Origin of the sequence: Nocardia sp. NPDC088792, from assembly GCF_044750615.1 — a bacterium.
In the GTDB taxonomy this organism is placed as follows: Bacteria; Actinomycetota; Actinomycetes; order Mycobacteriales; family Mycobacteriaceae; genus Nocardia.
Genome location: NZ_JBIVKC010000003.1, coordinates 823,461 through 844,932, shown reverse-complemented (window position 1 = coordinate 844,932; position 21,472 = coordinate 823,461). Strand labels below are relative to the sequence as shown.

At 64.7% G+C, this 21,472-nt stretch carries 30 protein-coding genes; 18 read left to right on the top strand and 12 right to left on the bottom strand.

The genetic code is table 11. The features are described 5' to 3' along the window. Position 1: 1 nt before the first annotated feature. The 3 genes from ACIP5Y_RS21890 to ACIP5Y_RS21880 all read right to left on the bottom strand — a co-directional run bounded on the left by ACIP5Y_RS21890 (position 2) and on the right by ACIP5Y_RS21880 (position 4,167). Positions 2 to 2,794 (bottom strand): AAA family ATPase, encoded by a 2,793-nt coding sequence (locus tag ACIP5Y_RS21890; protein ID WP_400352162.1) that lies wholly within the window; start codon positions 2,792 to 2,794, stop codon positions 2 to 4. Positions 2,795 to 2,861: 67 nt separating this feature from the next. Beyond that, positions 2,862 to 3,554, bottom strand: a complete 693-nt coding sequence (locus ACIP5Y_RS21885; RefSeq protein ID WP_400352160.1) for a hypothetical protein — start codon at positions 3,552 to 3,554, stop codon at positions 2,862 to 2,864. 64 nt (positions 3,555 to 3,618) lie between these two features. Continuing rightward, the gene (locus tag ACIP5Y_RS21880) at positions 3,619 to 4,167 is read right to left on the bottom strand and encodes a TetR/AcrR family transcriptional regulator (RefSeq protein ID WP_400352158.1); all 549 of its coding nucleotides are present in this window, start codon (positions 4,165 to 4,167) and stop codon (positions 3,619 to 3,621) included. A 77-nt stretch (positions 4,168 to 4,244) separates the two neighbouring features. On the opposite strand from ACIP5Y_RS21880, the gene ACIP5Y_RS21875 reads away from it, so the two are divergent. Then, entirely contained in the window at positions 4,245 to 5,474 is a 1,230-nt protein-coding gene (locus ACIP5Y_RS21875; RefSeq protein WP_400352156.1) for an FAD-dependent monooxygenase, read from the top strand. A 195-nt stretch (positions 5,475 to 5,669) separates the two neighbouring features. Here ACIP5Y_RS21875 and ACIP5Y_RS21870 read toward each other — a convergent pair whose 3' ends face one another. After that, entirely contained in the window at positions 5,670 to 6,218 is a 549-nt protein-coding gene (locus ACIP5Y_RS21870) for a hypothetical protein (protein WP_400352154.1), read from the bottom strand. Between the two features lie 278 nt (positions 6,219 to 6,496). Between ACIP5Y_RS21870 and ACIP5Y_RS21865 the strand changes: the two genes are divergently transcribed. From ACIP5Y_RS21865 to ACIP5Y_RS21835, 7 genes are all read left to right on the top strand, one after another. Next, on the top strand, positions 6,497 to 7,684 hold the full coding sequence (locus tag ACIP5Y_RS21865; protein WP_400352152.1) for a helix-turn-helix domain-containing protein: 1,188 nt from the start codon (positions 6,497 to 6,499) through the stop codon (positions 7,682 to 7,684). Positions 7,685 to 8,762: 1,078 nt separating this feature from the next. Beyond that, positions 8,763 to 8,999, top strand: coding sequence for a hypothetical protein (locus tag ACIP5Y_RS21860; RefSeq protein WP_400352150.1), 237 nt, complete (start codon positions 8,763 to 8,765; stop codon positions 8,997 to 8,999). A 112-nt stretch (positions 9,000 to 9,111) separates the two neighbouring features. Then, positions 9,112 to 9,444, top strand: a complete 333-nt coding sequence (locus tag ACIP5Y_RS21855; protein WP_400352148.1) for a WXG100 family type VII secretion target — start codon at positions 9,112 to 9,114, stop codon at positions 9,442 to 9,444. Then, the gene (locus ACIP5Y_RS21850; protein ID WP_400352146.1) at positions 9,441 to 9,743 is read left to right on the top strand and encodes a WXG100 family type VII secretion target; all 303 of its coding nucleotides are present in this window, start codon (positions 9,441 to 9,443) and stop codon (positions 9,741 to 9,743) included. The genes ACIP5Y_RS21855 and ACIP5Y_RS21850 overlap by 4 nt, the downstream gene beginning before the upstream one ends. Then, positions 9,744 to 11,162 (top strand): GH-E family nuclease, encoded by a 1,419-nt coding sequence (locus tag ACIP5Y_RS21845; protein ID WP_400352144.1) that lies wholly within the window; start codon positions 9,744 to 9,746, stop codon positions 11,160 to 11,162. Then, positions 11,163 to 11,582, top strand: coding sequence for an ankyrin repeat domain-containing protein (locus tag ACIP5Y_RS21840; protein ID WP_400352142.1), 420 nt, complete (start codon positions 11,163 to 11,165; stop codon positions 11,580 to 11,582). Further along, positions 11,575 to 12,012, top strand: a complete 438-nt coding sequence (locus tag ACIP5Y_RS21835) for a YbaB/EbfC family nucleoid-associated protein (RefSeq protein WP_400352140.1) — start codon at positions 11,575 to 11,577, stop codon at positions 12,010 to 12,012. Before ACIP5Y_RS21840 ends, ACIP5Y_RS21835 begins: the two co-directional genes overlap by 8 nt. Before the next feature lie 432 nt (positions 12,013 to 12,444). Here the strand turns inward: ACIP5Y_RS21835 and ACIP5Y_RS21830 are convergent, their stop codons facing one another. Next, positions 12,445 to 12,633, bottom strand: coding sequence for a DUF6374 family protein (locus tag ACIP5Y_RS21830; RefSeq protein WP_400352138.1), 189 nt, complete (start codon positions 12,631 to 12,633; stop codon positions 12,445 to 12,447). Positions 12,634 to 12,746: 113 nt separating this feature from the next. On the opposite strand from ACIP5Y_RS21830, the gene ACIP5Y_RS21825 reads away from it, so the two are divergent. Both ACIP5Y_RS21825 and ACIP5Y_RS21820 read left to right on the top strand, forming a co-directional pair. Continuing rightward, positions 12,747 to 12,998 carry a hypothetical protein gene (locus ACIP5Y_RS21825; protein WP_400352136.1) on the top strand — a complete coding sequence of 84 codons (252 nt, stop codon included), beginning with the start codon at positions 12,747 to 12,749 and terminating at the stop codon, positions 12,996 to 12,998. A 56-nt stretch (positions 12,999 to 13,054) separates the two neighbouring features. Then, positions 13,055 to 13,300 carry a hypothetical protein gene (locus ACIP5Y_RS21820; RefSeq protein ID WP_400352134.1) on the top strand — a complete coding sequence of 82 codons (246 nt, stop codon included), beginning with the start codon at positions 13,055 to 13,057 and terminating at the stop codon, positions 13,298 to 13,300. Between the two features lie 116 nt (positions 13,301 to 13,416). Here the strand turns inward: ACIP5Y_RS21820 and ACIP5Y_RS21815 are convergent, their stop codons facing one another. After that, positions 13,417 to 13,749 carry a hypothetical protein gene (locus ACIP5Y_RS21815; RefSeq protein WP_400352133.1) on the bottom strand — a complete coding sequence of 111 codons (333 nt, stop codon included), beginning with the start codon at positions 13,747 to 13,749 and terminating at the stop codon, positions 13,417 to 13,419. Positions 13,750 to 14,060: 311 nt separating this feature from the next. On the opposite strand from ACIP5Y_RS21815, the gene ACIP5Y_RS21810 reads away from it, so the two are divergent. Continuing rightward, the gene (locus ACIP5Y_RS21810) at positions 14,061 to 14,504 is read left to right on the top strand and encodes a hypothetical protein (protein ID WP_400352131.1); all 444 of its coding nucleotides are present in this window, start codon (positions 14,061 to 14,063) and stop codon (positions 14,502 to 14,504) included. 92 nt (positions 14,505 to 14,596) lie between these two features. On the opposite strand, the gene ACIP5Y_RS21805 is transcribed toward ACIP5Y_RS21810, so the two are convergent. Then, positions 14,597 to 15,259 carry a hypothetical protein gene (locus ACIP5Y_RS21805; protein WP_400352129.1) on the bottom strand — a complete coding sequence of 221 codons (663 nt, stop codon included), beginning with the start codon at positions 15,257 to 15,259 and terminating at the stop codon, positions 14,597 to 14,599. A 171-nt stretch (positions 15,260 to 15,430) separates the two neighbouring features. On the opposite strand from ACIP5Y_RS21805, the gene ACIP5Y_RS21800 reads away from it, so the two are divergent. After that, positions 15,431 to 15,670 (top strand): helix-turn-helix domain-containing protein, encoded by a 240-nt coding sequence (locus tag ACIP5Y_RS21800; protein ID WP_400352127.1) that lies wholly within the window; start codon positions 15,431 to 15,433, stop codon positions 15,668 to 15,670. Positions 15,671 to 15,691: 21 nt separating this feature from the next. Here ACIP5Y_RS21800 and ACIP5Y_RS21795 read toward each other — a convergent pair whose 3' ends face one another. From ACIP5Y_RS21795 to ACIP5Y_RS21775, 5 genes are all read right to left on the bottom strand, one after another. Further along, positions 15,692 to 16,099, bottom strand: a complete 408-nt coding sequence (locus ACIP5Y_RS21795) for a hypothetical protein (protein WP_400352126.1) — start codon at positions 16,097 to 16,099, stop codon at positions 15,692 to 15,694. Positions 16,100 to 16,203: 104 nt separating this feature from the next. After that, positions 16,204 to 16,614 (bottom strand): hypothetical protein, encoded by a 411-nt coding sequence (locus ACIP5Y_RS21790; protein WP_400352124.1) that lies wholly within the window; start codon positions 16,612 to 16,614, stop codon positions 16,204 to 16,206. Continuing rightward, a complete protein-coding gene (locus tag ACIP5Y_RS21785) occupies positions 16,611 to 17,099 on the bottom strand; it encodes a hypothetical protein (protein ID WP_400352122.1) in 489 nt (162 codons plus the stop codon). Before ACIP5Y_RS21785 ends, ACIP5Y_RS21790 begins: the two co-directional genes overlap by 4 nt. Before the next feature lie 32 nt (positions 17,100 to 17,131). Further along, positions 17,132 to 17,368 carry a hypothetical protein gene (locus ACIP5Y_RS21780; protein ID WP_400352120.1) on the bottom strand — a complete coding sequence of 79 codons (237 nt, stop codon included), beginning with the start codon at positions 17,366 to 17,368 and terminating at the stop codon, positions 17,132 to 17,134. 72 nt (positions 17,369 to 17,440) lie between these two features. Beyond that, entirely contained in the window at positions 17,441 to 17,662 is a 222-nt protein-coding gene (locus ACIP5Y_RS21775; RefSeq protein ID WP_400352118.1) for a hypothetical protein, read from the bottom strand. Positions 17,663 to 17,766: 104 nt separating this feature from the next. On the opposite strand from ACIP5Y_RS21775, the gene ACIP5Y_RS21770 reads away from it, so the two are divergent. The 6 genes from ACIP5Y_RS21770 to ACIP5Y_RS21745 all read left to right on the top strand — a co-directional run bounded on the left by ACIP5Y_RS21770 (position 17,767) and on the right by ACIP5Y_RS21745 (position 21,445). Beyond that, the gene (locus ACIP5Y_RS21770) at positions 17,767 to 18,030 is read left to right on the top strand and encodes a hypothetical protein (protein WP_400352116.1); all 264 of its coding nucleotides are present in this window, start codon (positions 17,767 to 17,769) and stop codon (positions 18,028 to 18,030) included. Continuing rightward, positions 18,027 to 18,230 carry a hypothetical protein gene (locus ACIP5Y_RS21765; protein WP_400352114.1) on the top strand — a complete coding sequence of 68 codons (204 nt, stop codon included), beginning with the start codon at positions 18,027 to 18,029 and terminating at the stop codon, positions 18,228 to 18,230. The genes ACIP5Y_RS21770 and ACIP5Y_RS21765 overlap by 4 nt, the downstream gene beginning before the upstream one ends. After that, a complete protein-coding gene (locus tag ACIP5Y_RS21760; RefSeq protein WP_400352112.1) occupies positions 18,220 to 18,345 on the top strand; it encodes a hypothetical protein in 126 nt (41 codons plus the stop codon). The genes ACIP5Y_RS21765 and ACIP5Y_RS21760 overlap by 11 nt, the downstream gene beginning before the upstream one ends. Positions 18,346 to 18,450: 105 nt before the next feature. Beyond that, complete coding sequence (locus tag ACIP5Y_RS21755; protein ID WP_400352110.1) at positions 18,451 to 18,603, top strand: hypothetical protein; 153 nt, start codon at positions 18,451 to 18,453, stop codon at positions 18,601 to 18,603. A gap of 17 nt (positions 18,604 to 18,620) precedes the next feature. Next, on the top strand, positions 18,621 to 19,001 hold the full coding sequence (locus tag ACIP5Y_RS21750) for a hypothetical protein (RefSeq protein WP_400352108.1): 381 nt from the start codon (positions 18,621 to 18,623) through the stop codon (positions 18,999 to 19,001). An 821-nt stretch (positions 19,002 to 19,822) separates the two neighbouring features. Next, a complete protein-coding gene (locus ACIP5Y_RS21745) occupies positions 19,823 to 21,445 on the top strand; it encodes a TROVE domain-containing protein (RefSeq protein WP_400352106.1) in 1,623 nt (540 codons plus the stop codon). The last annotated feature ends 27 nt before the right edge of the window (positions 21,446 to 21,472 follow it).

The window sequence follows — 21,472 nt, the reverse complement described above, 5'->3', positions numbered from 1 at the left end:
CTCATTCGAGCTGTGCGGCAATCTCTTTCAGCTCACTGCGGGACGTGATACCGAGCTTCGGGTATGCCTTGTAGAGGTGATAGCCGACGGTGCGGTGGCTAAGGAACATCTGGGCGGCGATATCGCGGTTGGACAGGTTCTGGGCGGCCAGGCGCACGATCTGCAGCTCTTGCGGGGTCAACCCGGCCACAGCGCGGTCCCGGGGCCGTTCGCCGCCGTCGGATACGCCGGTGGCGGTGAGTTCGTTGCGGGCGCGCTGCGCCCATGGGGTCATGCCCAGCTGCTCGAAGATCGTGAGGGCCTCGGTGAGCTGCGTACGGGCCTGGGCCTTGCGTCGCTCCCTGCGCAGCCATTCGCCGAAAAGCAGTGCGGTGCGGGCATATTCGGCGGGGCGGCCGTCGATATCGTGTGCCGCCAGCGCCTCGCTGTACAGCCGTTCGGCCGCTTGGTCGTCGAGCTGTGCGCGGCAGCGCAGGATGAGGGCGTCGGCCCAGGGCTGACGTACGGATTCGGCCCAGCGTTCGAAGCGGGCCAGTGGCGCCGTGGCGCGTGCGGGGGTTCCCGCCCGTACCGCCGCTTCTACCAGGTCCGGGACGGATCGGAGCGCACTGAATTGGTGCTCGAACGGGTCCCGGTTGAGCCGCTCGAATTGCCGCACGGCGGCTTCGCCGTGGCCCAGCCCGAGTTCGAGCAGGCCGAGCGCCCAATGTGCCCACGGCGCACCGGGTGTGCCGAATCCCCGGGAGTGCCCGTCCAATCCGGCGGCGGCGAAGTCCCGGCAGCGCTGCTCTTCGCCGTTCTGGGCATACATGTAGGCGAGCAGGCTGCTCAGCTGGCTGACCCAGTGCTGCTGTCCGGTATCGCGGGCCAGGTCCAGGGCCTCGCTCGCGGTGGTGATCGCGGCCCGGAGACGGCCGGTGACTCCGTCCAGGTCGGCGGCGAAGCCCAGGACGGTGGGTAGCCGGCGGGCCGCGCCGCTGGTCCGGCATCGCTCGATCAGCGTGGTGGCCAGCGCGTAGGCCTCGCCGTCCTGGCCGCGGTTCATTGCCACACCGCACAACATGACCAGCACCTGGTCCGAAACCTCGCCTCGGGCGCGGATTTCCGCGAGCGTATGGGTCAGCGAGAGGGGTTGTGCTCCGGGCCCGGAGTCGAAGAGCTGCGCGATGTAGGCCGCCGCGGGGGCGATCGGATGTTGCTGCGGCAGTTCCAGAATCCGCAGGCGGTCCCGCACCTCGGCCAGTGCGTCGTCTCCCAGATACCACCCGGTGTGGACGGCCTGCAGCAGCTGCACCGCGGCCCGGCCGGGATCCGATTCGGCGATCAGGTCCGAGCCGTTCAGCAGCAGCCGGTGCGCGGCCGGAAAGTCCCGCTGCCAGAAGCTCGCCAGGGCCTGCACGTGAATCAGATTGGCGCGCACGGCATCGTCGTCCGCTCGGCCGGCCGCGCGGTCGGCCAGCCGACGGGCGCGGTCCAGATCGCCTGCTTCCAGCGCGGTTTGGGCGGCCAGCGCCTCGCGGCGGGCCTGGAGATCGGGTTGCGCGCTGAGCCGGGCGGACCGCTCATAGGCCGCGGCCGCCGCCTGATATCCGCTGCGCTCGCGGGCTCGGGCCGCGGTGTGCTCCAGCAATTCGGCCACCTCGGCATCCGGTCCGGCGGCCGCCGCGGCGAGATGCCAGGCCCGCCGGTCGGCGTACTCGGGCGCGGCCAGCGCGTCGGCCAGGGCGCGGTGCACCGCCAGCCGCCGCCCGAGGGGTGCGCGGGCGTAAACCGCGGCACGGATCAGCGGGTGCCGGAAGACAATTGCCGATTCCGCGCTGTCCCCACTACCGACCTGCCGGAGCAGACCCGCGCGTTCGGCCGGCGCCAGATCGTCGATATCGACGCCGAGCACCTTCGCCGCGTGCAATACCACGGCGGGCTCCCCGGTTTCTTCCGCTGCGACGATCAGCAAAAACCCTTGGGTCGCCGTGGGCAGACGACTGACTTGACCATGGAAGGCCAGTTGCAGCCGATCGGTCAGCGGCAGCGCGTTGGCCCGCAGGTCCGCGGCGGGCTCGGCGGCCATCGCGATCGGCAACTCGCGCAGGGCGAGTGGATTGCCATGCGCCTCGGCGAGCAGCCGATAGCGCACGACCGGTGCGAGGTCGTGGCCATCGAGCAGAGCGGCCGACGCGTCGGGCGACAGGCCCGCGAGGCGGCGCTCGGGCAGGCCGTCCGCAGTGAACGCCCCCTCGTTGTCCCGGGCCGCGAAGATCATCACCACGCCCTCGGCATAGAGCCGGCGCGCGGCGAACAACAGCGCATCGCGCGATGCGCGGTCCAGCCAGTGCGCATCGTCGACCAGCACGACCGCACCGGCGTCGCCCGCATATTCCGCGAGCAACGAGAGCACCGCCAGCCCGACCAACATCGGATCCCGGCCGGCCTCGGTGCTGAACCCCAGCGCGGTCTCCAGCGCGGCCCGCTGCGGTTCCGGCAGGCGCGCGAGCCCGCCCGTGCCCGGCTGCGAGCGGGGCGTTCCCAGTGCCGGACGCAACAGCAATTGCAGTCCGGCAAAAGGCAATTCGGCTTCGACCTCGATGCCCGCGCCGCGCAGCACCCGCAGCGATCCCGCGGACGCGGCCGCATGGTCGAGCAACGCCGATTTGCCGATGCCGGGCTCGCCGCGCAGCACCAGCGCGGCGCTGCCGCCCTCGCGAGCGCGGTCCAGTAATGCGCCGATCGCGCCGATCTCCGATTCCCTGCCGCGCAGCTCCACTTCCGCATCATGCACGACCGAACCAGAGTTCACACCCAGCGATCCCACGATCCGAACCGGGGGAGCGTGGCGGCGGCCGGCGGCTTTACGCCCAATCGCTTCAGGAGCCGACGAATTCGCGATCGCCGTACTGCAGGGTGGACGGATCCCATTGTCCGCCGAGGCCGGTGACGAAGTCGCGGACCGTGTCGAGGTCGGCACGGTCGGCCACCAATACGAGAGTCCCGGACTGTGTGACCGAACCGCCACCGAGTCGATCGCGCACGACAGGGTCGGCGACGAGCGCATCGTGGAAGCGGGTGCGGTCGATGCCCGGCACGGACACGGTGAAGCCGTTCGCCTGCGGATCGCCGGCGGGCAGGAGCAGGAAGCTCAGTACCGATTCCTGGTGGTATCGCACGCGCAGGTCATCGGCGATCCAGAAGAGGTTCTTGGCGTCGGTGCAGGCCAGGCGGAATTCGCGGGAGCGCTCGTAGGTGGTCTGCCCGGTGTCGGAGGACCAGAAGATGCCGTCGAGCAGGTCGGAGCCGACCGGCAATCCGAGTTCGGTGAGCGCGGTGGCATCCACCTCGATCTCGAACTGCTGCAATTGGTCTCCGAGCCGGGGATCAGTGGGATCGGTGATGGTGGCGGTGTTGTCGGTCGCGAACAGTTCTGCCGTGGGCTGCAACGGGTTTCCCGGTACGCACGAGGCCGGTCCGTAAGCCTGGGCCGGTGCGGCGGGGCTGATGACGGCGGCACCGGTGAGGGTGAGGGCGAACGCAAGGGCGGCGGTGATCCTGGCTGCGATCATGAATCTGAGTGTGCCTGGCCAACCGGGCCGAGCGCGCGGGAGTTTCGAATTTTTGCCGCTACGGTCAGTGCTCGCGCGGTTCTATGCCCAGGGCCGCGCAGGCGCCGTTCACGGCTGCCCGGCGTAGTTCGTCCTGCGGTACGTCGGCGAATTGGATGGTGCAGTCCTGAAGACCGCCGAAGGCGATCACGGCCCGGGTGGCCTGTGCGAGCGTGGGTTCGGGGCCGTACAGCAAGGTCACCAGCCGCGCGCGCCAGCCCAGTGCGCGGTCGATCAGGCCCAGATCGGCGAGGGTGGTCAGCTCGCCCAGCATGAGCACCATGACGGTGCGGTGGCGGTAGTGGAAGTCGAAATAGCCCTCGAGCAGCGCTTGCGGCTCGACTCGGTCGAGCGCCTCCTGCCCCTGCAGGAAATCCTCTTCCTCGTCCATGACCGGCTCCACGATGCTGCGGACCAGTTCCTCACGTGACGAAAAGTGGTAGTAGAGCGCGGGTTTGGTGATGTTCAGCTGATTCGCGATGTCCTGCAAGCTGGTCCGCTGCACACCCCGCTGAGCGAAGAGGTCGCGCGCGACCTCCTGGATCCGCTGCTTGGTGTCCGAGGGGCGAGGCATAGTGCCACTCTAACTTACTTAACGATCGGTAAGGAGCCATGTTAAGCTTACCTATCGTTAAGTAAGGAGTGATCCCCATGCGGATTCTCATCTCCGGCGCCAGCATCGCCGGTCCCGTACTCGCGTATTGGCTTACCCGACACGGCTTTTCGGTCACCGTCGTCGAGCGCGCCCCGAGTCTGCGCAAGACCGGCGGCCACGCGGTCGACCTCTTCCGTCCCGCAATGGACATCTCGGAAAAGATGGGCGTGCTCCCGCGCGTCGAAGAACGCGCCACCGGCACCAGCCGGATGACCCTCTGCCCGGAGGGCGCCGGGCGTCCTGTCCGAGTGGACCTGTCCAAGATCTTCGACGCCGCCTCCGACCGCCACGTCGAGGTCATGCGCGACGACCTGAGCGAGATCTACTACGACGCCACCCGCGACGACGTCGAATACCTCTTCGGCGACTCGATCACCGACATCTCACCCGACGGCGACGTCCGATTCGAAGTCTCCCCACCCCGCCACTTCGACCTGGTAATCGGCGCCGACGGCCTGCATTCCAACGTCCGCCGCCTCGTCTTCGGCGAAGAGTCCGACTTCACCAACTACATCGGCGCCCACCTCGCCGTCCTGACTCTCCCCGGCACCTTCGGCCGCGACGGCGAACTCCTCATCCACGTAGGAGTAGGCCGCACCGCCGGCATGTACTGGGCCCGCCACCTCGACGAGGCTCGAGCCCTGTTTCTCTTCCGCAGCGACCACGAACTCGACTACGACCACCGCGACATCCCACACCAGAAGTCCCTGCTACGCACCGCATTCGCCGACTTCCACCCCGAAGTGGCCCACTGGCTCACCGAACTCGACCACACCCCCTCCTTCTACTTCGACTCCATCACCCAACTCCGCATGACCACCTGGTCGAAGGGCCGCGTAACCCTCGTAGGCGACGCAGGCTACTGCCCCGGCCCCGCAGTAGGCGGCAGCACCACCCTCGCCATAGTCGGCGCCTACGTCCTCGCCGGCGAACTGTCCCGCGCCGACGGCAACCACGAAGTTGCCTTCCCCGCCTACGAACGCGCAATGGCAAACCACATCCAAGGCAGCCGCGAAGTAGCCCTCAGCGCCGCCAAAACCCTCGTCCCTACCTCCCGCCTGGGCGTATCAGCCCTGGTCCAGGCCACCCGCCTCATCTCCGCCCTCCCCGCCGCCCCCAGCCGAGCCTTCCTCCGCCTCACCACCAAGAGCGCCCGAGTCTTCAACGCCATGACCGTCGACGACTACGCCCAGTCGACAACTCCGGCATCTCCGCGGAGCCGATGAAACGTGGGGGCGTACAGGAATTTCAGCTGACTCGGCGCGCGACTGCCGACCGGTCAGTCCGATCTGCCGGATTTGCCTTTGGTCTGGGGTACCTGCAGGTGAACGAGGCCGTTACATGTATTCATGGTTCGCCCTGTGGCTTTGATTGTTTGAGACGCTCGTCGGTCCGCCAGTCCGATTTCTACGGTGGCGCACTCATATCGAATAGCCAACTATCAAAGTCTCGAGTCGTTCCCCGAAAACTGCAGAAGTCAGGCCGAGTCTTCGCAGTTGCAAAGCCACGAACTCCGGGTTGCGGAGCATCGCGAGCAGAAGGTGATCGAGTCCTGCACTGAACGACCCTGCTGCGGTAGCAATTTCGTCGGCCGATGTCAGCAGCGCGTCCAACTGCAAGGAGACAGCGTAGGTCTTGTCATGCAGGAACACGACCGGACTGACGGACAAACGTTCGTAGGTGGCTTCGGGGCTGAGCGTGATCACATCGACCTGCTCACGGATCGCGCTCGGGATCGTGCCGCCGAGGTGGTCTAGGCTCGGCACTATGAGCGTGCAGGCGCGCAGGCGTGAGAGCTGGACCCGCAGGCGCCGGATCGGACGCTCGACATGCTGGTCGAATGCGATGATCTTGCGCAGGTCCAGGTCCAAATTTATTGCCGCACTGTGTAAATTCGCTCCATCCCACTTCTCGCTCGCACCGGATACATCGGTGCGCATGTATCCGACAGCAGTCCGTTGCATGGTCATGGCGTCCCCTCTGAGGCGCGCCGCAGGGCGGCGTGGAAATGCAGGCGGCCGTCTCGGCCAGGCCACAGTTCGGAGTTGATGGGTGTAGGCCTTGATCGGTGATGTGCGGTGCTCGCCAGGAGTTTTCGGCGACCTGGCGGTTGGGGCTCTCCAACATGCGGGAGCTGATATGACCGTAAGCCCGCTTTAGGCACAACAGGTATCACTGACAGTGATACCTGTGAACAGGATTCTCGGTACGCTCGAAACCAGGGGTATCCCAGCCAAAGGAACCAGAAATGGACGAGACGCTCGGCGCACGCATCAAAGGGCGTCGTGGTAAGGCGATCACTCAGGCGAAGCTCGCCGAACAGGTGGGGGTCAGCAAGTCGATGATCTCCCAGATCGAACAGGGCCTGAAGACACCCTCCATCCCGCTTCTACAGAAGATCGCGACTGCGTTGGATACCGATGTACGTGATCTCCTGGGGACCGAGAAGGCCATGTTCTCCGCCGATCCTGACGCCGGGATCGTCGCGATTCGACGGGCTCTGACGCCTGTCGATGACTTGATGGACATCGCGGACGAGGACCTGCACATCTCATTGGCCGATGCCCAGCGAACAGTCGACAGGGCATGGGGTGCTTACTCGTTCGGGCGATTCGAAGTCCTGGCAGGGCTCCTGCCGTCAGGCATCACCCAGGTTCGTGCCACCGCCCACGCTGCACAAGGCCACGAGATCGCACCTGCCCACGAGCATCTCGCACGAATCAATTGGGTCGCGGGCTGCGCACTGGTGCACTACGGACAGCCGGATCTCTCCTCGCTAGCGATTCGTGACGCGTTGCGCGCGGCGGAGAAAGGTAATGACGAGCTGCTGGTGGCCGCACTGCGCGGCAGCGTCTCGTGGCAACTTCTTGTCTCCGGACGGTTTGAGGAGGCGCACGGCGTCGCGCTGAAGGCCGCCGCGTCGGTCGAGCCTCACGGTGATGTCTCCGAACAGCAGCTCGCCGTTCACGGTGCACTGCTGCTGCAGGGTGCAACGGCGGCTGGTCGCTGGGAACGTATCCATGAGGCGCTGTCATTGGCGGAGGAGGCCGGCGTGGTCGCCGGGCGAATCGGACGCGATACCAAATGGTACGAAAACGACTTCGGGCCAAGCCAGCAAGTGATGCAGACAGTCGATATCAACATCTCGAATGAACGCTTCCCAGAGGCCTTGGCAGTCGCCAGGAAGATGCCCAACCGCGGCACCGGCCTAGCACCCGTCGCTCAGGGCCGGCATCTGGTCGACAAAGCGGCCGCGGCCGCTCAGATGGGTCAGTATCAGCTCGCACTCGATATGTTGCTCACCGCTGAGCGTGTTGTCGGCAAAGAGTGGGTCCGATACCAGACGTTGCTGCGGACGGTGGTTGGCGTGCTGCTGCGTCACGACCGGCAGAACGCGCTGCGGGACTTCGCACAACGAGTTGGAGTCACCGCGTAAGGAGAGCCCTCGAGGAGCTCAATCCGGTCAAAGTAGGAGCCGGGTGAGAATCCGGCGGTTCTCGATCATGACACCAACGCCAAGAACAGCTCAAATGACCAAGAGTGGGCATAGCATGTTGCTATTCTCGGCAATTTCGGGAACTCCTGGCTATCACGCCGAATTCATTGCGCGGCCTGCATATTCGATAAATTCCGAACTGCCCGCGCCTGCCCTACTCAACCCGCTTCCGCCCGCGATTTCCGCCCCCATTTAGGAGGCAATCGTGGAGCGCATTGCCCTGCACTGCCCGAGGGAGTGGGCCTTGATGATCTGAATCAGACCGCCGCGAAGCGCCCGCGTCACACCTTTAGCCTAGCGCTACCGCGGGGGTCTTCAAGCCGTATCGCCGGCTGCCTGGATACCACCCGATCGGCGTGTCGAATCCATGACACGCCAACGGGTTTGCATGCGAAGCAATCTGACAGCTAATGCACTTTGCATCCGAGGAGCAGCATGAAGCTCGATGACCTGATGGACCCTGCACCCCGAGTTCCGCCCCCGAAGTGCCCCAACCTTCGCGAGTGTCAGTGGTGCGGTGACCGTTACCGCGTAAGTCACGCGAACATGCCGCCCTTGTACTGCCGGCGCACCCACAAGACCGCGGCCGAGAAGCAACGAAAACGGGCACGCCAGCGCGGAATCCTGGCGTGCCCGCAGCCACACCTGCCAGCTGAACCGCACCGCGGACACGCCATCGCCGCCGCACGCCGCCTCGGCACCCACTACGACGAATGCGTCTGCGGCAACTACCACTTGGCGCAGGCCCCAGAACCCGAAGGAACAGCAGCATGACTTCCAGCGAGACTGTGCATCTCAGCATCGGCATCCCGAGCGATCCCGAACTGTGTCCACGATGCCACCACGTCACCTCGGTGATCTTCCCGGTCGTCGGATTCGACGAGTCCGGAGTGCGACCCCTCGGCACGATAACAGCTTGCCGCGAATGCGACTCCACACCGAGAGTCGTGCACGAGTTCCTGCGAAGCCGCGGCTGGTTCGACCGCTCAAAGTCTCACGGAGAAAAGGGATCCCCCGCATGAACCAGACCGAGGTTCGCCGCGCGCTTCCTGGCGAGCGCTGCACCTGCGGCCGGCAAGCCGTGGAAGTGTTCATCAGCGATCACGGCGAGACCGGATATTGCGGTCTGGCGGACGGCGGGCAGGAGGGGCCGTGCGTGTTCTGCGGGAGCGAGGAGCGCGATCATGGGCGCTGCCCGCAATACCAGCTCCGGGTCGGTGAGAACGAGGAAGGACCACAGGCACGAGCCCACTAATCCGGCGAGCAGCTCGGTGTCTGGGGGGCGCTCTCCGCACCGTCAACGTCGCGTCGAGGGTTCGACCGTATAGTGTCGAGCCGGGTGAACGATGTCGGGGCGAGGGGGTGTGGTGGGCGATCACCTGAGAGTGGATCCAGAGCGGCTTCGGGAAGCGTCGCGGTTCGTGGCCGGCAAGGCGCAGCTGCTGAGGGAGCGTCTGGACAAGCTGGACGGCACGATCGGCAAGCGCCTACTCGAAGAGGGATGGACGGGGAAGGCCGCGACGGGCTACGACGGGTCGTGGACGGATTGGAAGAAGGGCGCGGACGCGATGATCGCCGCGCTGGACGAGTCCGCGACCAAACTGGCTGACGCTGCGAATACCTATGTTGCGCAGGATGATGCCAACCGTGACACCTTCACGGGGTTGAACCTGCCAGATCCGTTGACCGGGCGGGCATGATGAGTGGCACGGGCGACCGGTACAAGGTCGATCTCGAATTGCTCGATGAAGCGATCACCGCGATGGCCGGCTTCGGTGACGACGCGGACGCCATGATCGCCGAAATCGATGCCCACATCAACGATTTGCACATGTCCTGGGACAGTCAAGCGGCTCAGGCGCAGCGTGAGGCGCATCAGAAGTGGGTGAGCGGGGCGCGCGAGATCCGCGAGAACCTCGACGATCTGCGCGGTGTCGCCAAGCGCGCGCACGCCAACTATTCGGCCACTGTCGAGACGAACACGCGGATGTGGCCGTAGATGGCACCGATCGACGTCGATCCCGACGGGTTCAAAAAAGCCGCTGACGTGTACGCCACTGTCCATGACACGTGGCTGGTGCCGGCGATCACCGCGCTGAGCAATCTGCTGAAGGACTGTGGTGGTTCCGCGGGCTCGGACAACGCCGGGTTGAAGTGGTCCACCGATTACGACCCGGTCGCCTACGACGTCGTGGACTCGCTCGGTGATCTGGCGTTGGCGTGCGGGCAGATGCATGACCTGCTGCAGTACACCGCCGCTAATCACGCCAACGGCAACTCGCAGTCGGTGCCCGATCCCAAGCCCGGTGACCTGATCTACCCGCCGGGGTCGCTGAGCGTGTACAACCCGCCCGAGCCGCCGTTGTTCTTCGGTGGCGACGACCCCGAGCCGACCGGCTGGCATTGGATCAAGGGCTACGTCCAAGGCGAGCTGTGGCCCAATGGCGACCCCGGCAAGCTCCGCTCCGCGGCCGGCGCGTGGCGGTTGATGGCCACGAAACTGCGCATGGCTACCCTGCTGCTGCCCGGCGCACGAACATCGATCCAGGCACAGCAGTCCCCGGAGACCCCGCAAGCGGTCGAGCAGGCTGACAACGTCAAGGGCCAGTTCGACACCCTGGCCGGTGCTTGTGATGAGCTGGCGAAGTCGTGTGATTCCTACGCCGACGCGGTGGAGACCACCAAGAAGGCCATCCTCAAGGCTCTGGTCGAGCTGGTCGCGATCATCGCGGTAGATCAGCTGATGGGCTGGCTGGGCGCCGCGGTGACCGGCGGCGGGTCCGCGGTGGCTGCGCAAGGCGGAATGGCGTTGGCCATCAGCATGTGTGGTGCCCGTGTCGCCACCTTGATCCGCACGTTGATCGGTCTGGCTGAAGTCACCCGTGTCCCGGTCGCGGTCTCGCAGGCTATCGCGCGCGGTAGCGAGGTCTTGATCCCGCTTCTGCGTGCTGAGCCTGCTTTGGCCGCGGCGGACGGCGCGGTCGCACCGGGCGCGTTCACCTCGTGGGCCAAACTGCGTCGCCCTGCCCTGACTCAGGACACCAAGGACGCTATCGTCAAGAACACCGACAGGTGGAAGCGGCCCGGTGACGCCAACGAGGAGTGGTTCATCGTCAAGTCCGAGGACGAGGTCAAGGTCCCGATCAACAAGTCCTACGACGACAAACCGTGGGTGAAAGATCTGCCCAAATCTCCCGACGGCAAGTACTACGTCGACGCGGCCAACAACTCGCTCTACCCGGTCAACCCGAACTGGGAATTCGGGCACAACAGCGGGTTCGAGAACCGCCGCCTGCTCGCGCAAGCCCAGACCGATGGCCTGACCCAGCAGCAGTTCACCCAGCGCGTCAACGACCACCCCGAGTGGTTCCACGTCGAAGACCAATACGGCAACCGCAGCCACAGACGGGAGAAATAGGTGAGCGACACAGACGAATACGGGCGTACCGCACTGCATTACGCCGCCGCCAACGCCGACCTCGCGCAAGTCGAACGACTGCTGGACACCGAAGATGTCAACGCCACCGACCATGAAGGCTGGACCGCGCTGCATTTCGCCGCGCAAGCCGCGGCACCGGCGATCGTCGCCCGCCTCCTCGATGCCGGCGCCGATATCGCCGCCGTCACCGCGAAAGGGCACCCCGCCATCTATTGGGCGACCAAAGCTGACAGCGGCGATGCACCCGCGACCATTCGGCTGCTCCGCTCACGCGGGGCGGATCCGACCCAGGCGACCATCGCCACCTACTTCGGACCACGCAGCACCCTAGACATGGTCAAGCAGGTCTCCAACAAACCGCATATCCGCGCCGAGTTCGAGGACCTGATCAATGACTGACGATCGAGATCTCGACGCCGCCCTCGACGAGATCCACTCCCGCGCAGTAGAAGTGCAGGCCGCTCTCGCACAGGTCCGTGGCACTGGCACGGCCGCGAACGGCACGATCATCGCGACGTCCGACGCCGCAGGCCGGCTCCGAGATCTCAAACTCCCCACCGACGTCGCTCGCCTGGGCGCCGAGCTCGCAGGGCTGATCATTCAAGCCACCACCGCCGCTCAACAGGACGCCCAAACCCAAGCCACCCGTGCTCTGCTGCCATTGACCGGCGATGAACGAGTTCAGGCCGGACTTAATGCGATCCGCGAGGACTTCGACACCCTCACCCGAGCACAAGCCCCGAAACCGATGACGACAGAGGAAACTCAGGCCGCCACCGAAGCCGCCTTTCAGCAGAGGAACCGCACGGGCTGGAACTACTCATTGTGAAACCGGGGCCGACGACAGGCGCGTAGGGGGTCTGCATGAGCTGGGCTGACGAGAGTCCGTGGGATCCTGCGCCCCGGATCGAGGACGGCTTGACCGATGACGACTACGAGCGTGGGCTCATGGAGCGTGATGCCACGCTGAGTGCTGATCTTGCCGGGATCGATGAAGCTCAGCTGAGGTGCGGTACTTCGAGCAGCACGTTGGCAGCCGAGGAGTATGAACGCTTCGTCGCCCGAGTGATCGAATCCGAGTCCGCGCCAGGGAGTCCGTAGCCGGTCCGGCTACTCCATCTCACCGCTCCAGTGAGCGCGGTTGTTCTCCTCGAACTCAATGCGGCATTCAGGGCAGATGATGCCGCCGGGGCCTACCGGGCGTTCGCCGCAACGGCCGCATAGCTTGGATTCGCTGGGTTCGTCTGACACGTCACGAATCCTATTCCGGCAGATTGCCTGAGCCTGCGGTGTCCTCCCGGAACACACGCAGGCCTTCACCGATCTTCCCGGCAGCGATCTGTAATTGCTCGGGCGTGAGCGCGCCGCCGGACGCAGCAGTCCTCAAGAGCTGATCTCGGACCTGAGCCAGGTTCATCGTGGCCCAGTCGCGGCGTGAGAGTTCGGGCATGCCGCAAGCATATCTCGAGTCGAACGCTAGTTCGAACTGATTGGTCTATTTTTGGTGAATATGTTCCTGAACAGCGATTACGCCACCCATTCGCGGGTGATCATCTGAGATAGATGCACTTCATCAAGCGCTCGGAGGTGGTCATCATGGGCCGCAAAGTGCACATGACCGGCAGGGTGAACACCGGCGGCAAAGTCGAAGTCGTCACCGGGAATGGCACCACCGAATGGATTCTCCACTGTGACAAACCCGTCCAGCGCATACAGTCCATCGGCCAGTTCAGCGGAGGCTTCGACTACAGCCTCACCTTCTTCGATGGAACCTCGGACCTCGTTGTGGGCGGCGTCATCGAAGTCCCGGAGTGACCTAATCTGCTGATGTGGACGATGACGACCTCATGTCACCGCGGCAACGCCACCTCATGCGCACCGTCATCGCCGCACTGGAACAAGGCATCGACGTTCACGCGCATGTGGCCGCGCGGATCGCGCCGACACCAGCACGCGAAGACATCGACACCGTGCTGCGCATCCTGCAGCTCGATACGATCGCTTACCGACGTGGTGAGCCGGCCGCCGCGATCATCGGCCGCGTGATGGACCTCCTCGAATCCGTCGCCGAAGGCGAAGCGATCGAGCTGCGCGAGCCGGAACGGGATGGGTACTGACCACCCCGCGCAAGCTGACAGATCCAGCAAATGGCGTTGGCGTCTTCGTCCGCATCGTGGCGTCCGCGGTGACCCGAGGGCGCTTCGTCTTGCACGTGGTCGCCTCGACAGTGCAATTACGCGCATTGGCCGCCGTCGCCACCGGCTTCGACGATCTTCTCCGCGTCGCGAGCTCCGGCGATCATCCCGGCCTGCTCGTCAGGCGATGAGTTCACGAACGCTGGGTTGTTCGGTTCGTCGGCGATCAATGCCTCCAATGCACCGTGCACGGTCCATGTCGGGTCGCCAGCATTGAGTTGGACCGCCGCCGCCAAGAGCGGCACCATCCCTGCGCAGCCGTCATGGCGTGCCTTGATCGCTGCCGGTGAAGCCAGACTGCCACCGGAAACGTCCACCGTCGTCGTAGCCGCAAGGTCCGACGTGGAGGTGGCGGCAGTCGTCGATGGCATCGCTGGCCTGGATGTTGCGACCGCAACGGCAGTGGTGGACGGCACTGACGGCGCCGAGGGCCGCGCGCTACACCCACCGGCAGCCGCCACAGCCACAGATAGCGCGGTCACCCCGAGAAGAGCTTTCACGGACATTGATTGCCGATCCCCCTGAATGAGCTGATTCGATCCGCGGGGAATATTAGCGCCTAGATGGTGAAGTGGTTGGGTAACAACATGTTTCGCTGCGACAGAGCCGAGCCGTCATCAGAGCTCGCCCGGAAGCGAGCTGGACACTGCATCAGGCTGCCACGTCTGGTAGACACCAACAGGTGAAGTTCAGAGTGCTTGCCGCCGTGTCGGTTTCGATTGCAGCGATGTGCGTGGCTGGATGCGAATCCAGCAGCACACCCCCTGCTCCCTCGACGACGCCCCCGCTGATGCCGGACACCACTGTCGAACTCAGCGGCGGCCCGTCCGGCAACGGCCTGGGTTACGAAATCTGCCGATTCAACAACAAGGGCGGCACCTACTACCTCCAGGTGATAAGCCGAACCGACAACAATCTCTCGGCCTGCAACGGCGGCACACCCTACATTGGGGACCTGGACGACCTGTTCAACACAGTCACGGGCTTGGACCGCCGCTGCCTGATGAACAGCCCCGAACAGCTGCAACTGTTCGACGCGAATGTTGCTATCTACAGCTCCTCGGCAAGGAACGACATCGACGCCGCCAAAACGCAGTGTGACGCCTATGGAGGCAACCATGAATAGGAGGGCGCCGCTACATCTCTGCCCGCAGTGGGCGCAGCTGCATTCCTCGACCCAACTCCGAACACGTACCGCGCACCTTGGCTCGGCCAGGGCTACGACGAAGGAGTGGAAAGCGTTGGTTGCCGCTCATTCCATTGGTAACGGTCCCGCCCGATTTTCACACAGTACTTGCTGCTAGATAGTTCCCTCAGCGCTGAGCGCACCTTGTCGCGGGCGTCGCCAACGGGCTTCCATCCGTCAGCTAGGAGCGAATCGGCTATTTCGGCGGTCGTGAAGGTCAAGTCCGGGCACGCCCTCAGAGTCTGCGTAACCAGGGTGACGATGGGGGTTGCGGGGCCGTTAGGGTCGCAGCTGATCCGCCGCGCTCGTTGGGCTCGCTGCCGGGCGGCCGCGATCTCCTTGAGATCGTTCTCAAGGCCGACTACCAGCAATCGACGCGACACGCCGATTAGGCGCTCGCATGCAGCCCGCAGCTCAGGTGCCGGCCCGTTGCTGACGCCGAGGGATTCCAGCGCTTCGTAGTAGCCGCATAGGGCGGTCAGATTGGTGATCACTTGCTGTGTACGTGCGGCTACCGCCTGTTGCGGAGACTGGGGTACAGATGCCAATGCCGTTGTCTCTCTCCGTTTTGCGAGGTCCAGGATCTGCGCAATCGCATCACACCAATCGGTCTGTTTATTGCCGACGCGCCGCCACCAGATCCGTTCAAAGTCCACACCACAGTCAGCGTGAAAACCCGCACGGTTGACCACCATCTACGACGTGATCAACCCTGATCACCCCTGCGCAACGTTTCAAGTTCACCAACCCAGCCAAACATGGGTGCGCGAAAATCCTCGCGCCTCGCGGTCCCGCGAAGTACGACAATCGGCAATCGGGTTCGAGCCATCTATCGGGTACAGGCGGCTCGGCTAGCATCGGCATCCATGGATCGGGCCGCTATCAACATGGCAATCGCGCTGGAACTGCAGGAGCGCCGAAAAGCAGCGGGCCTCACCGCGGAGCAGATGTGGACGGCACTGAAGTGGAAACGCAACACCTACCGGCGCACCGAAGACGGCGTGCGTGATGTGCCAGTGCGGGAGCTCTTCCAGGTAGCGGCCGTCGTGGGAGTCTCGCCGGAGGCCTTGTTCAGTGCAGTGATCAAGCGGATCCAAGCCCACTGACCCCCGACGGCGCCGTGGCGCTCACGCCGCGAACCGTTCCGCGGTGCGCTTGTACGCCCGCAAACCGGCCTCGATCGCGCCCCGCCCAGACAGGTCCGCCGGATATGCGCACACCTCGATCGGGCGCCCGGTCGTACGATGCCGCGTCCACACCCGCGGCGGCTCGCAACGATGCTCGGCGCGCCACACTTTCGCGACCGCCTTACCCGCCGGGCTGCCGTAGGAGTGGATGAACTCCGCGTCGTAGCCGGCGTCTTCGAGGACGTCACCGATGAGGATCAGCTCGTGGTGGCGCAGCTGGCGGTCGGTGGTGGCGCCGTTGCGGACGACGCATTCGATCGGTGCAGCGAGTTTGCGGGCCGCGGCAACGGCCTTGCGGGCGACGGGGATTACGGCGGCCTGGATGGCAGCGAATGCGATTTTGCGCATGGTGAAACCTCGATCAGGGGGGAGTGGTGAAACAGGGTTCGAGCGGTCAACACCGTGACCGGGCAGGCCGGGCGCGATGCAAACAACTCGGACGTTGGCGTTAATCAGCGGCTGGCATCGTCATCCCATCCGACCGGCCGTTTGTCTTCCGGCAGCGCCTCCACGGCTCGCGTGACGCGCCGTGCCGCAAGACACATCAGCTCCTCGGCGTACTCCACCTGCGCGGCCGAATGCGCGTGCTGACGCGGATCGAGCTGCGCTTGCACGTAGCAGAGGGCGGTGTGCGCCAACTCGTCACGTGCGGTGACGAACTCGCCCATCACCTCGGCGTTGTGGAGGTACACCTCCTCGGCGGGAATGAGAACACGATCGTTGTAGGCCAACGTCAGAGCTTCATCCCCGGGCAGCGGCTCACCGTCGTCCAAACGGGCTTGCGCGTCGGCGAACTCCTGCGCGGTGGGTGTAGGTACGGCCGGGTCGGATCGGTCGCGATTGAGCCAGTCGGCGAAGGTCATCGGTTCTCTCCTGCGGTCTGGTGGGCGACGATGGCGTACTCGGCGGCATCGCGGGCGTCGTCCCCGTCAAGGCCGATCCCCTCGCCAATCGTGTTGCCGATGTAGTCGGTGACGCGCCAGGGCAATTCGATGTAGCTGTTCGAGTAGTCGATGGTGGCGTGGTAGCCGTCGCGGTGAAGGTGCGAGGTGTCGGCGTCGACGACGCTCCACCCAGCCGGGTAGCGGTGACCGTGTGCGGCGAATTCGTTCGCCCACACCCATAGATTCGCGTGGCTGACCTTATTGCGGTGGCGGATCATCTCGGCAGCCATGTAGGAGGCGACCGCGGTATTGAATCCGGCGTCCGCGAACGCCTTCTGCCGGGCCGTGTAGTCGACCCGCTGGGCATCGGTGAAAGAGGCGATGAAGTCGTCGGTGGTGGTGTTGCAGCCGTACGCGAGGTAGGCGAGATGGGCGGCGATCGTGGGGTGGTAAGGCTCGGTCATGCGAATCTCCGTGGGTGAGGACGTGCCGGCGATCAGGGCTCTACGGCGAGCAGTGCGTCGTCCTCGTCGTCGAGGCCGTCGATGTAGTCGGAGGTGTCGTGGGAGCGGTGCGGCGAGTCGTCCTTGTCCGGGTCGCCGCCGTTCAGCAGGATCGTGCGCCGGGACGCGCACCCGGGGCAGCCGTGATCGGACTCGGGGTCGAAGGTGTCGCCGTCGTACCAGCCGACAGTCCACAGCTGGGTCTCGGTGCGCTTGTACACGTAGCTCATGCGGTTCTCCTTGTGCGATATGGGTTCTAGCGGTCAGCACCGGGCCCACCGGAGTGGGTGCGATGCAAACGGCTAGACGGTGACCGTGACGTCTTTCCATGGACCGTTGCGGGTCGCGGCGCGGGCGATGTCGCCGTTGTCGTCGAGGCTGAGGAACAGCAGGGTCGGCTGGCCGAGTTCGTTGACGGTGTCCGCTACGGAGCAGTACTCGTATTCGGGGCCTTCGCTGACGGTGTAGTCGTGGCCGTTGTAGTGGATGACCTGGCCGACGTAGTCGGTGGCGGGCTTGATCATCTGAATCCCTATGCCTAGGTTTCGATCTGCTGTTGCGATATAAGGTAGCGCAACCGATACTTGTATCGCAACCCTGTATCGCAACCTCGATTAGCATTGGAGACGTGACCGCAGAGATGGAACGACTGACCACGGCCACCCGGACCTACCGACGACTGGCCGACCGCGCCGAAGAAGCGCGCAAGGAAGTACTCGACGCCGCACTCGGAGCACTCCGTGCCGGCGAGCGACCTACCGATGTGGCCGACGGCTCGCCGTTCACCCCGGCCTATATCCGTCGCATCGCCCGCGAGAACGGAATCGAACCGGCAGCACCGGGCCCAAAACCGAGCCGCGGCGAGTCCGAAGCAGGAGGATCGAAGTCATGAGCAACGATCCGAGCTCTCTCAAGGATTTCGCCGAACGATGGCTCGCCTCGAAGTCACCATCCCGGATGGCACCGAGCCTGAATATGGGTTTCCTTCAAGACATCCCGATATCCGAGATCTACGCGGCCGATCTTGAGGTGTGGTTCGAGATGCTTGAGGAAGAGCTTGCCCAGCGGAAGAGGCCGCGGCGTGAACGATGAGGACGTGGACCGCTGGCTTCGTGAACGGCATGACAAGCTCTTGCACGATCTCGGCGAGATCCTGGATCTCGACGCCGGCCTCGCGGAGATCCTGAACAAACACAAAACGACATGACGCGGAGACGTGGCCGTGCCAAACCGCACGCACTGTCGCCGCGATCTGGTCCGGTCACCCCGACTACCGCCCCGCGTGGGTCATCGAGACGGAAGGAATGAACCCGTGAGCGACAAGTCCATGTCCCTGGAGATCCGCACCAACGACGAAGCCGCATTCGAACACTTGTTGGGCGTGCTGAAGACGGTGCACTCAGCCGCACTCGGTGGCGGCTGCATGTCGTGGCTGATCGTCGATGGTCAACCGGCCGAGGAATAGCGCGGAGGATCAAACCCATGAACGACGCCACCAAGAGCTTCCACATCGGGGACATTCTGAGCGTTCTTTCCGGCCGTCTTGTCTCACCGCGCCACATGGATGGGCTCTATGATCTGCTCGGGTGGATGACCGGCGACAAGCCGATGACAAACCAGTTGCCCCGGTTCGCCGACGAGTGCGCAGATTCGCTCCGCCGGCAGTTCCCCGATCTCGCCGCGTTGGACGTGCCAGCAGGGCTGAATTCCGAGGCAGCCGTGCTGTTCTGGCTTGGAGAGCAAGAGCCAAAGTACGGGGTGCGGCGAAACGTCGAGCCACTCCCGCCGAGCGATCACACCTCGATCGATCCCATCGCCGAAGTAAAGATGAAACGACCGGGTATCAAGATCGTGGAACCCTGACTGTCCGAGCTAAAAACCGGCTCGAGTTCCGCGTCATAGTCGTGTACCTTGGCGCCTGTCACAAAACACAGAGCGCGGCCCGCAATCCGCATCGCTCGGCGTAGGCCGGTCCGGAATCCCCTTCCCGGACCGGCCTACGCTGTTTCGTCCAACGGCGGTGCTCAACGTCCAGCGGGACACGTTGCTGGACAACACGAGTCGTAACATTCGCCTCGGAATGCTCCCGTTGGCACAGCCGAGCAATCCTTCACCCAGATGGGTGCTGGCTCCAGCCGGCACCCATCGCTCGCGTCGGCCCTCGCGGGCGCAGCATCCGTGATCAAGATCGGTAATCGACACCCCCACAAATGGTTTGGCATCCCTCGGCAGCGACCGCTACAGTCGAGCTACTTCCGGTGCGGAAGCCCGCGGTTCCTTCATTGCTGGTATGAAAAAGACACCGCGGGCGCTTATTTCTCGGGAGCACAACTTCAGAGCGTGTGATCGCCCGGTGCGCAGGCGAGGATTGCTTCCTTGTTAATCAATGGGTTGCGGGTTCGAGTCCCGCCAGGAGCCTGCTCCTGTAGCTCAAGCGGTAGAGCAATTGAACGAATCTCCCCGCCGACTCTTCCTCGGGCGATCAGCACCTCGCGTGAGGGCCTGGTGCGACGGGATCGAGGGTTACTTCCCTTCGGAAATGCAGGTTCGAATCCTGTCACGCCCCTGCCGAAAGGTCAGGGCGTGTCGCTCAATTGGCAGAGCAAACACCTTCACCCACCTCTTTCTCAGGCCCTTCACACGCGCTCTGGACGCCGTGCTCCCTTTCTGATGAAGGGTTAGACGTGGCGAAGTTCAACACTGCTACTGCTCGTGCTGTCGCGCACGGGCCCATCCGGACCGATACCACCGCGACCGGCCGTACCCATCAGGGTGCACCCGGCTTCGCGCGTGATGCACAGTCCGAACTCTTCCTTCTCGCGGTCACGAACATGGTGGGCGAGAAGACCTTCTACGAGACCGCCGACCAGCGGGACACGCGATTCGAGGCGCTCGTACGCGAGGTCGCGCTGACCGACCTCGACTGGCTCACCCGTTTCGCGCGCTGGTTGCGGCTGGAAGCGAACATGCGCTCGGCGTCACTGATGCTGGCGGCCGAAGCAGCGAAGGCGAGCGTGGACGCCGGCCAAACCGGTAGCCGCACAATCATCGACGCCGTGCTACAGCGGGCCGACGAACCCGGCGAGATGCTGTCGTACTGGATGAGCCATTACGGCAAGAAGATCCCGAAGCCCGTCAAGCGCGGCGTCGCGGACGCAGCAGCGCGTCTGTACAACGAGAAGTCGTATCTGAAGTGGGACAGTGACGCACGCGGTGTGCGCTTCGCCGATGTCATCCAGCTCGCGCACGTCCAGCCCAAGGGGCCGTGGCAGTCCGCGCTGTTCCGATACGCGATCGAAGACCGTCTCGGCATCGATGGTCTGGAGATCCCCACCGCGCTGTCGACCCTCGCGGCGAACGCAGACCTGCGCAAGCTCAGTGGCAGCGACATCGACCGAATGGCCGCGGACGGCGAGCTTGCGGCAGCGCTCGCCGAGTCGGGCGCGACCTGGGAGCAGTTGTCCTCGTTCGGCGCGTGGAGTGCGAAGCGCTGGGAATCGGTGATCCCGTTCATGGGTCTGATGGCGCTCACGCGCAATCTGCGCAACTTCGACCAGGCCGGCGTCTCGGATGCGGTCGCGACGGCGAAGGTCGCTGTGCGGCTGATGGATCCCGAGGAGGTCGCCAAGTCCCGGCAGTTGCCGATGCGGTTCCTGTCCGCCTACCGAGCAGCACCCTCGCTCCGATGGGCGTACCCGCTGGAGCGGGCACTCGAGGCGTCGGTGTCCAACATCCCGGAGCTCGCCGGCCGCACGCTGATCCTGGTCGACACCTCCGGCTCGATGGACGCTGGTTTCAGCAAGGACGGCACGCTGATGCGGTGGGACGCGGCAACGATGTTCGGTCTCGCCCTGGCACGCCGCTGCGCACATGCCGACCTCGTCTCCTACTCCGACGCGTTCCGTGGCACCGCGCACGGTCCGCGCGGCTATGGCTACTACGACATCCCCGCATCGCGAGCCTTCCCCGTGGTGGCGGGGGAGTCGTTGCTGAAGTCGTTGGAGCGGTGGAAGTCCGGGGGCTACTTCCTCGGCGGTGGCACCGACACCGGTGGCGCGGCGCGTACCCATTTCAAGGGCCACGATCGGGTCGTCATCTTGACCGATGAGCAGGCTGGCGGCGGAAACGCCGATCCCGGATCGGTGATCCCGAAGTCGGTGCCGCTGTACACCTGGAATCTGGCCGGCTATCGGATGGGCCACGCGGCCGGAGGACCGAACCGGCACACCTTCGGCGGACTGTCGGATGCGGCGTTCTCGATGATTCCTTTGCTGGAGCGCGGACGCGACGCCGACTGGCCGTTCTGAACCGTGCAGGATGTGAGAGTAGGAGAC

Bases quoted from the DNA above. Each gene is read 5' to 3' on its own strand.
- ACIP5Y_RS21885 (WP_400352160.1), bottom strand. From the start codon at position 3,554: ATGATCGCAGCCAGGATCACCGCCGCCCTTGCGTTCGCCCTCACCCTC.
- ACIP5Y_RS21880 (WP_400352158.1), bottom strand. From the start codon at position 4,167: ATGCCTCGCCCCTCGGACACCAAGCAGCGGATCCAGGAGGTCGCGCGC.
- ACIP5Y_RS21875 (WP_400352156.1), top strand. From the start codon at position 4,245: ATGCGGATTCTCATCTCCGGCGCCAGCATCGCCGGTCCCGTACTCGCG.
- ACIP5Y_RS21870 (WP_400352154.1), bottom strand. From the start codon at position 6,218: ATGACCATGCAACGGACTGCTGTCGGATACATGCGCACCGATGTATCC.
- ACIP5Y_RS21865 (WP_400352152.1), top strand. From the start codon at position 6,497: ATGGACGAGACGCTCGGCGCACGCATCAAAGGGCGTCGTGGTAAGGCG.
- ACIP5Y_RS21860 (WP_400352150.1), top strand. From the start codon at position 8,763: ATGAACCAGACCGAGGTTCGCCGCGCGCTTCCTGGCGAGCGCTGCACC.
- ACIP5Y_RS21850 (WP_400352146.1), top strand. From the start codon at position 9,441: ATGATGAGTGGCACGGGCGACCGGTACAAGGTCGATCTCGAATTGCTC.
- ACIP5Y_RS21845 (WP_400352144.1), top strand. From the start codon at position 9,744: ATGGCACCGATCGACGTCGATCCCGACGGGTTCAAAAAAGCCGCTGAC.
- ACIP5Y_RS21835 (WP_400352140.1), top strand. From the start codon at position 11,575: ATGACTGACGATCGAGATCTCGACGCCGCCCTCGACGAGATCCACTCC.
- ACIP5Y_RS21830 (WP_400352138.1), bottom strand. From the start codon at position 12,633: ATGCCCGAACTCTCACGCCGCGACTGGGCCACGATGAACCTGGCTCAG.
- ACIP5Y_RS21825 (WP_400352136.1), top strand. From the start codon at position 12,747: ATGCACTTCATCAAGCGCTCGGAGGTGGTCATCATGGGCCGCAAAGTG.
- ACIP5Y_RS21820 (WP_400352134.1), top strand. From the start codon at position 13,055: ATGCGCACCGTCATCGCCGCACTGGAACAAGGCATCGACGTTCACGCG.
- ACIP5Y_RS21815 (WP_400352133.1), bottom strand. From the start codon at position 13,749: ATGCCATCGACGACTGCCGCCACCTCCACGTCGGACCTTGCGGCTACG.
- ACIP5Y_RS21805 (WP_400352129.1), bottom strand. From the start codon at position 15,259: ATGGTGGTCAACCGTGCGGGTTTTCACGCTGACTGTGGTGTGGACTTT.
- ACIP5Y_RS21800 (WP_400352127.1), top strand. From the start codon at position 15,431: ATGGATCGGGCCGCTATCAACATGGCAATCGCGCTGGAACTGCAGGAG.
- ACIP5Y_RS21795 (WP_400352126.1), bottom strand. From the start codon at position 16,099: ATGCGCAAAATCGCATTCGCTGCCATCCAGGCCGCCGTAATCCCCGTC.
- ACIP5Y_RS21790 (WP_400352124.1), bottom strand. From the start codon at position 16,614: ATGACCTTCGCCGACTGGCTCAATCGCGACCGATCCGACCCGGCCGTA.
- ACIP5Y_RS21785 (WP_400352122.1), bottom strand. From the start codon at position 17,099: ATGACCGAGCCTTACCACCCCACGATCGCCGCCCATCTCGCCTACCTC.
- ACIP5Y_RS21780 (WP_400352120.1), bottom strand. From the start codon at position 17,368: ATGAGCTACGTGTACAAGCGCACCGAGACCCAGCTGTGGACTGTCGGC.
- ACIP5Y_RS21775 (WP_400352118.1), bottom strand. From the start codon at position 17,662: ATGATCAAGCCCGCCACCGACTACGTCGGCCAGGTCATCCACTACAAC.
- ACIP5Y_RS21765 (WP_400352114.1), top strand. From the start codon at position 18,027: ATGAGCAACGATCCGAGCTCTCTCAAGGATTTCGCCGAACGATGGCTC.
- ACIP5Y_RS21750 (WP_400352108.1), top strand. From the start codon at position 18,621: ATGAACGACGCCACCAAGAGCTTCCACATCGGGGACATTCTGAGCGTT.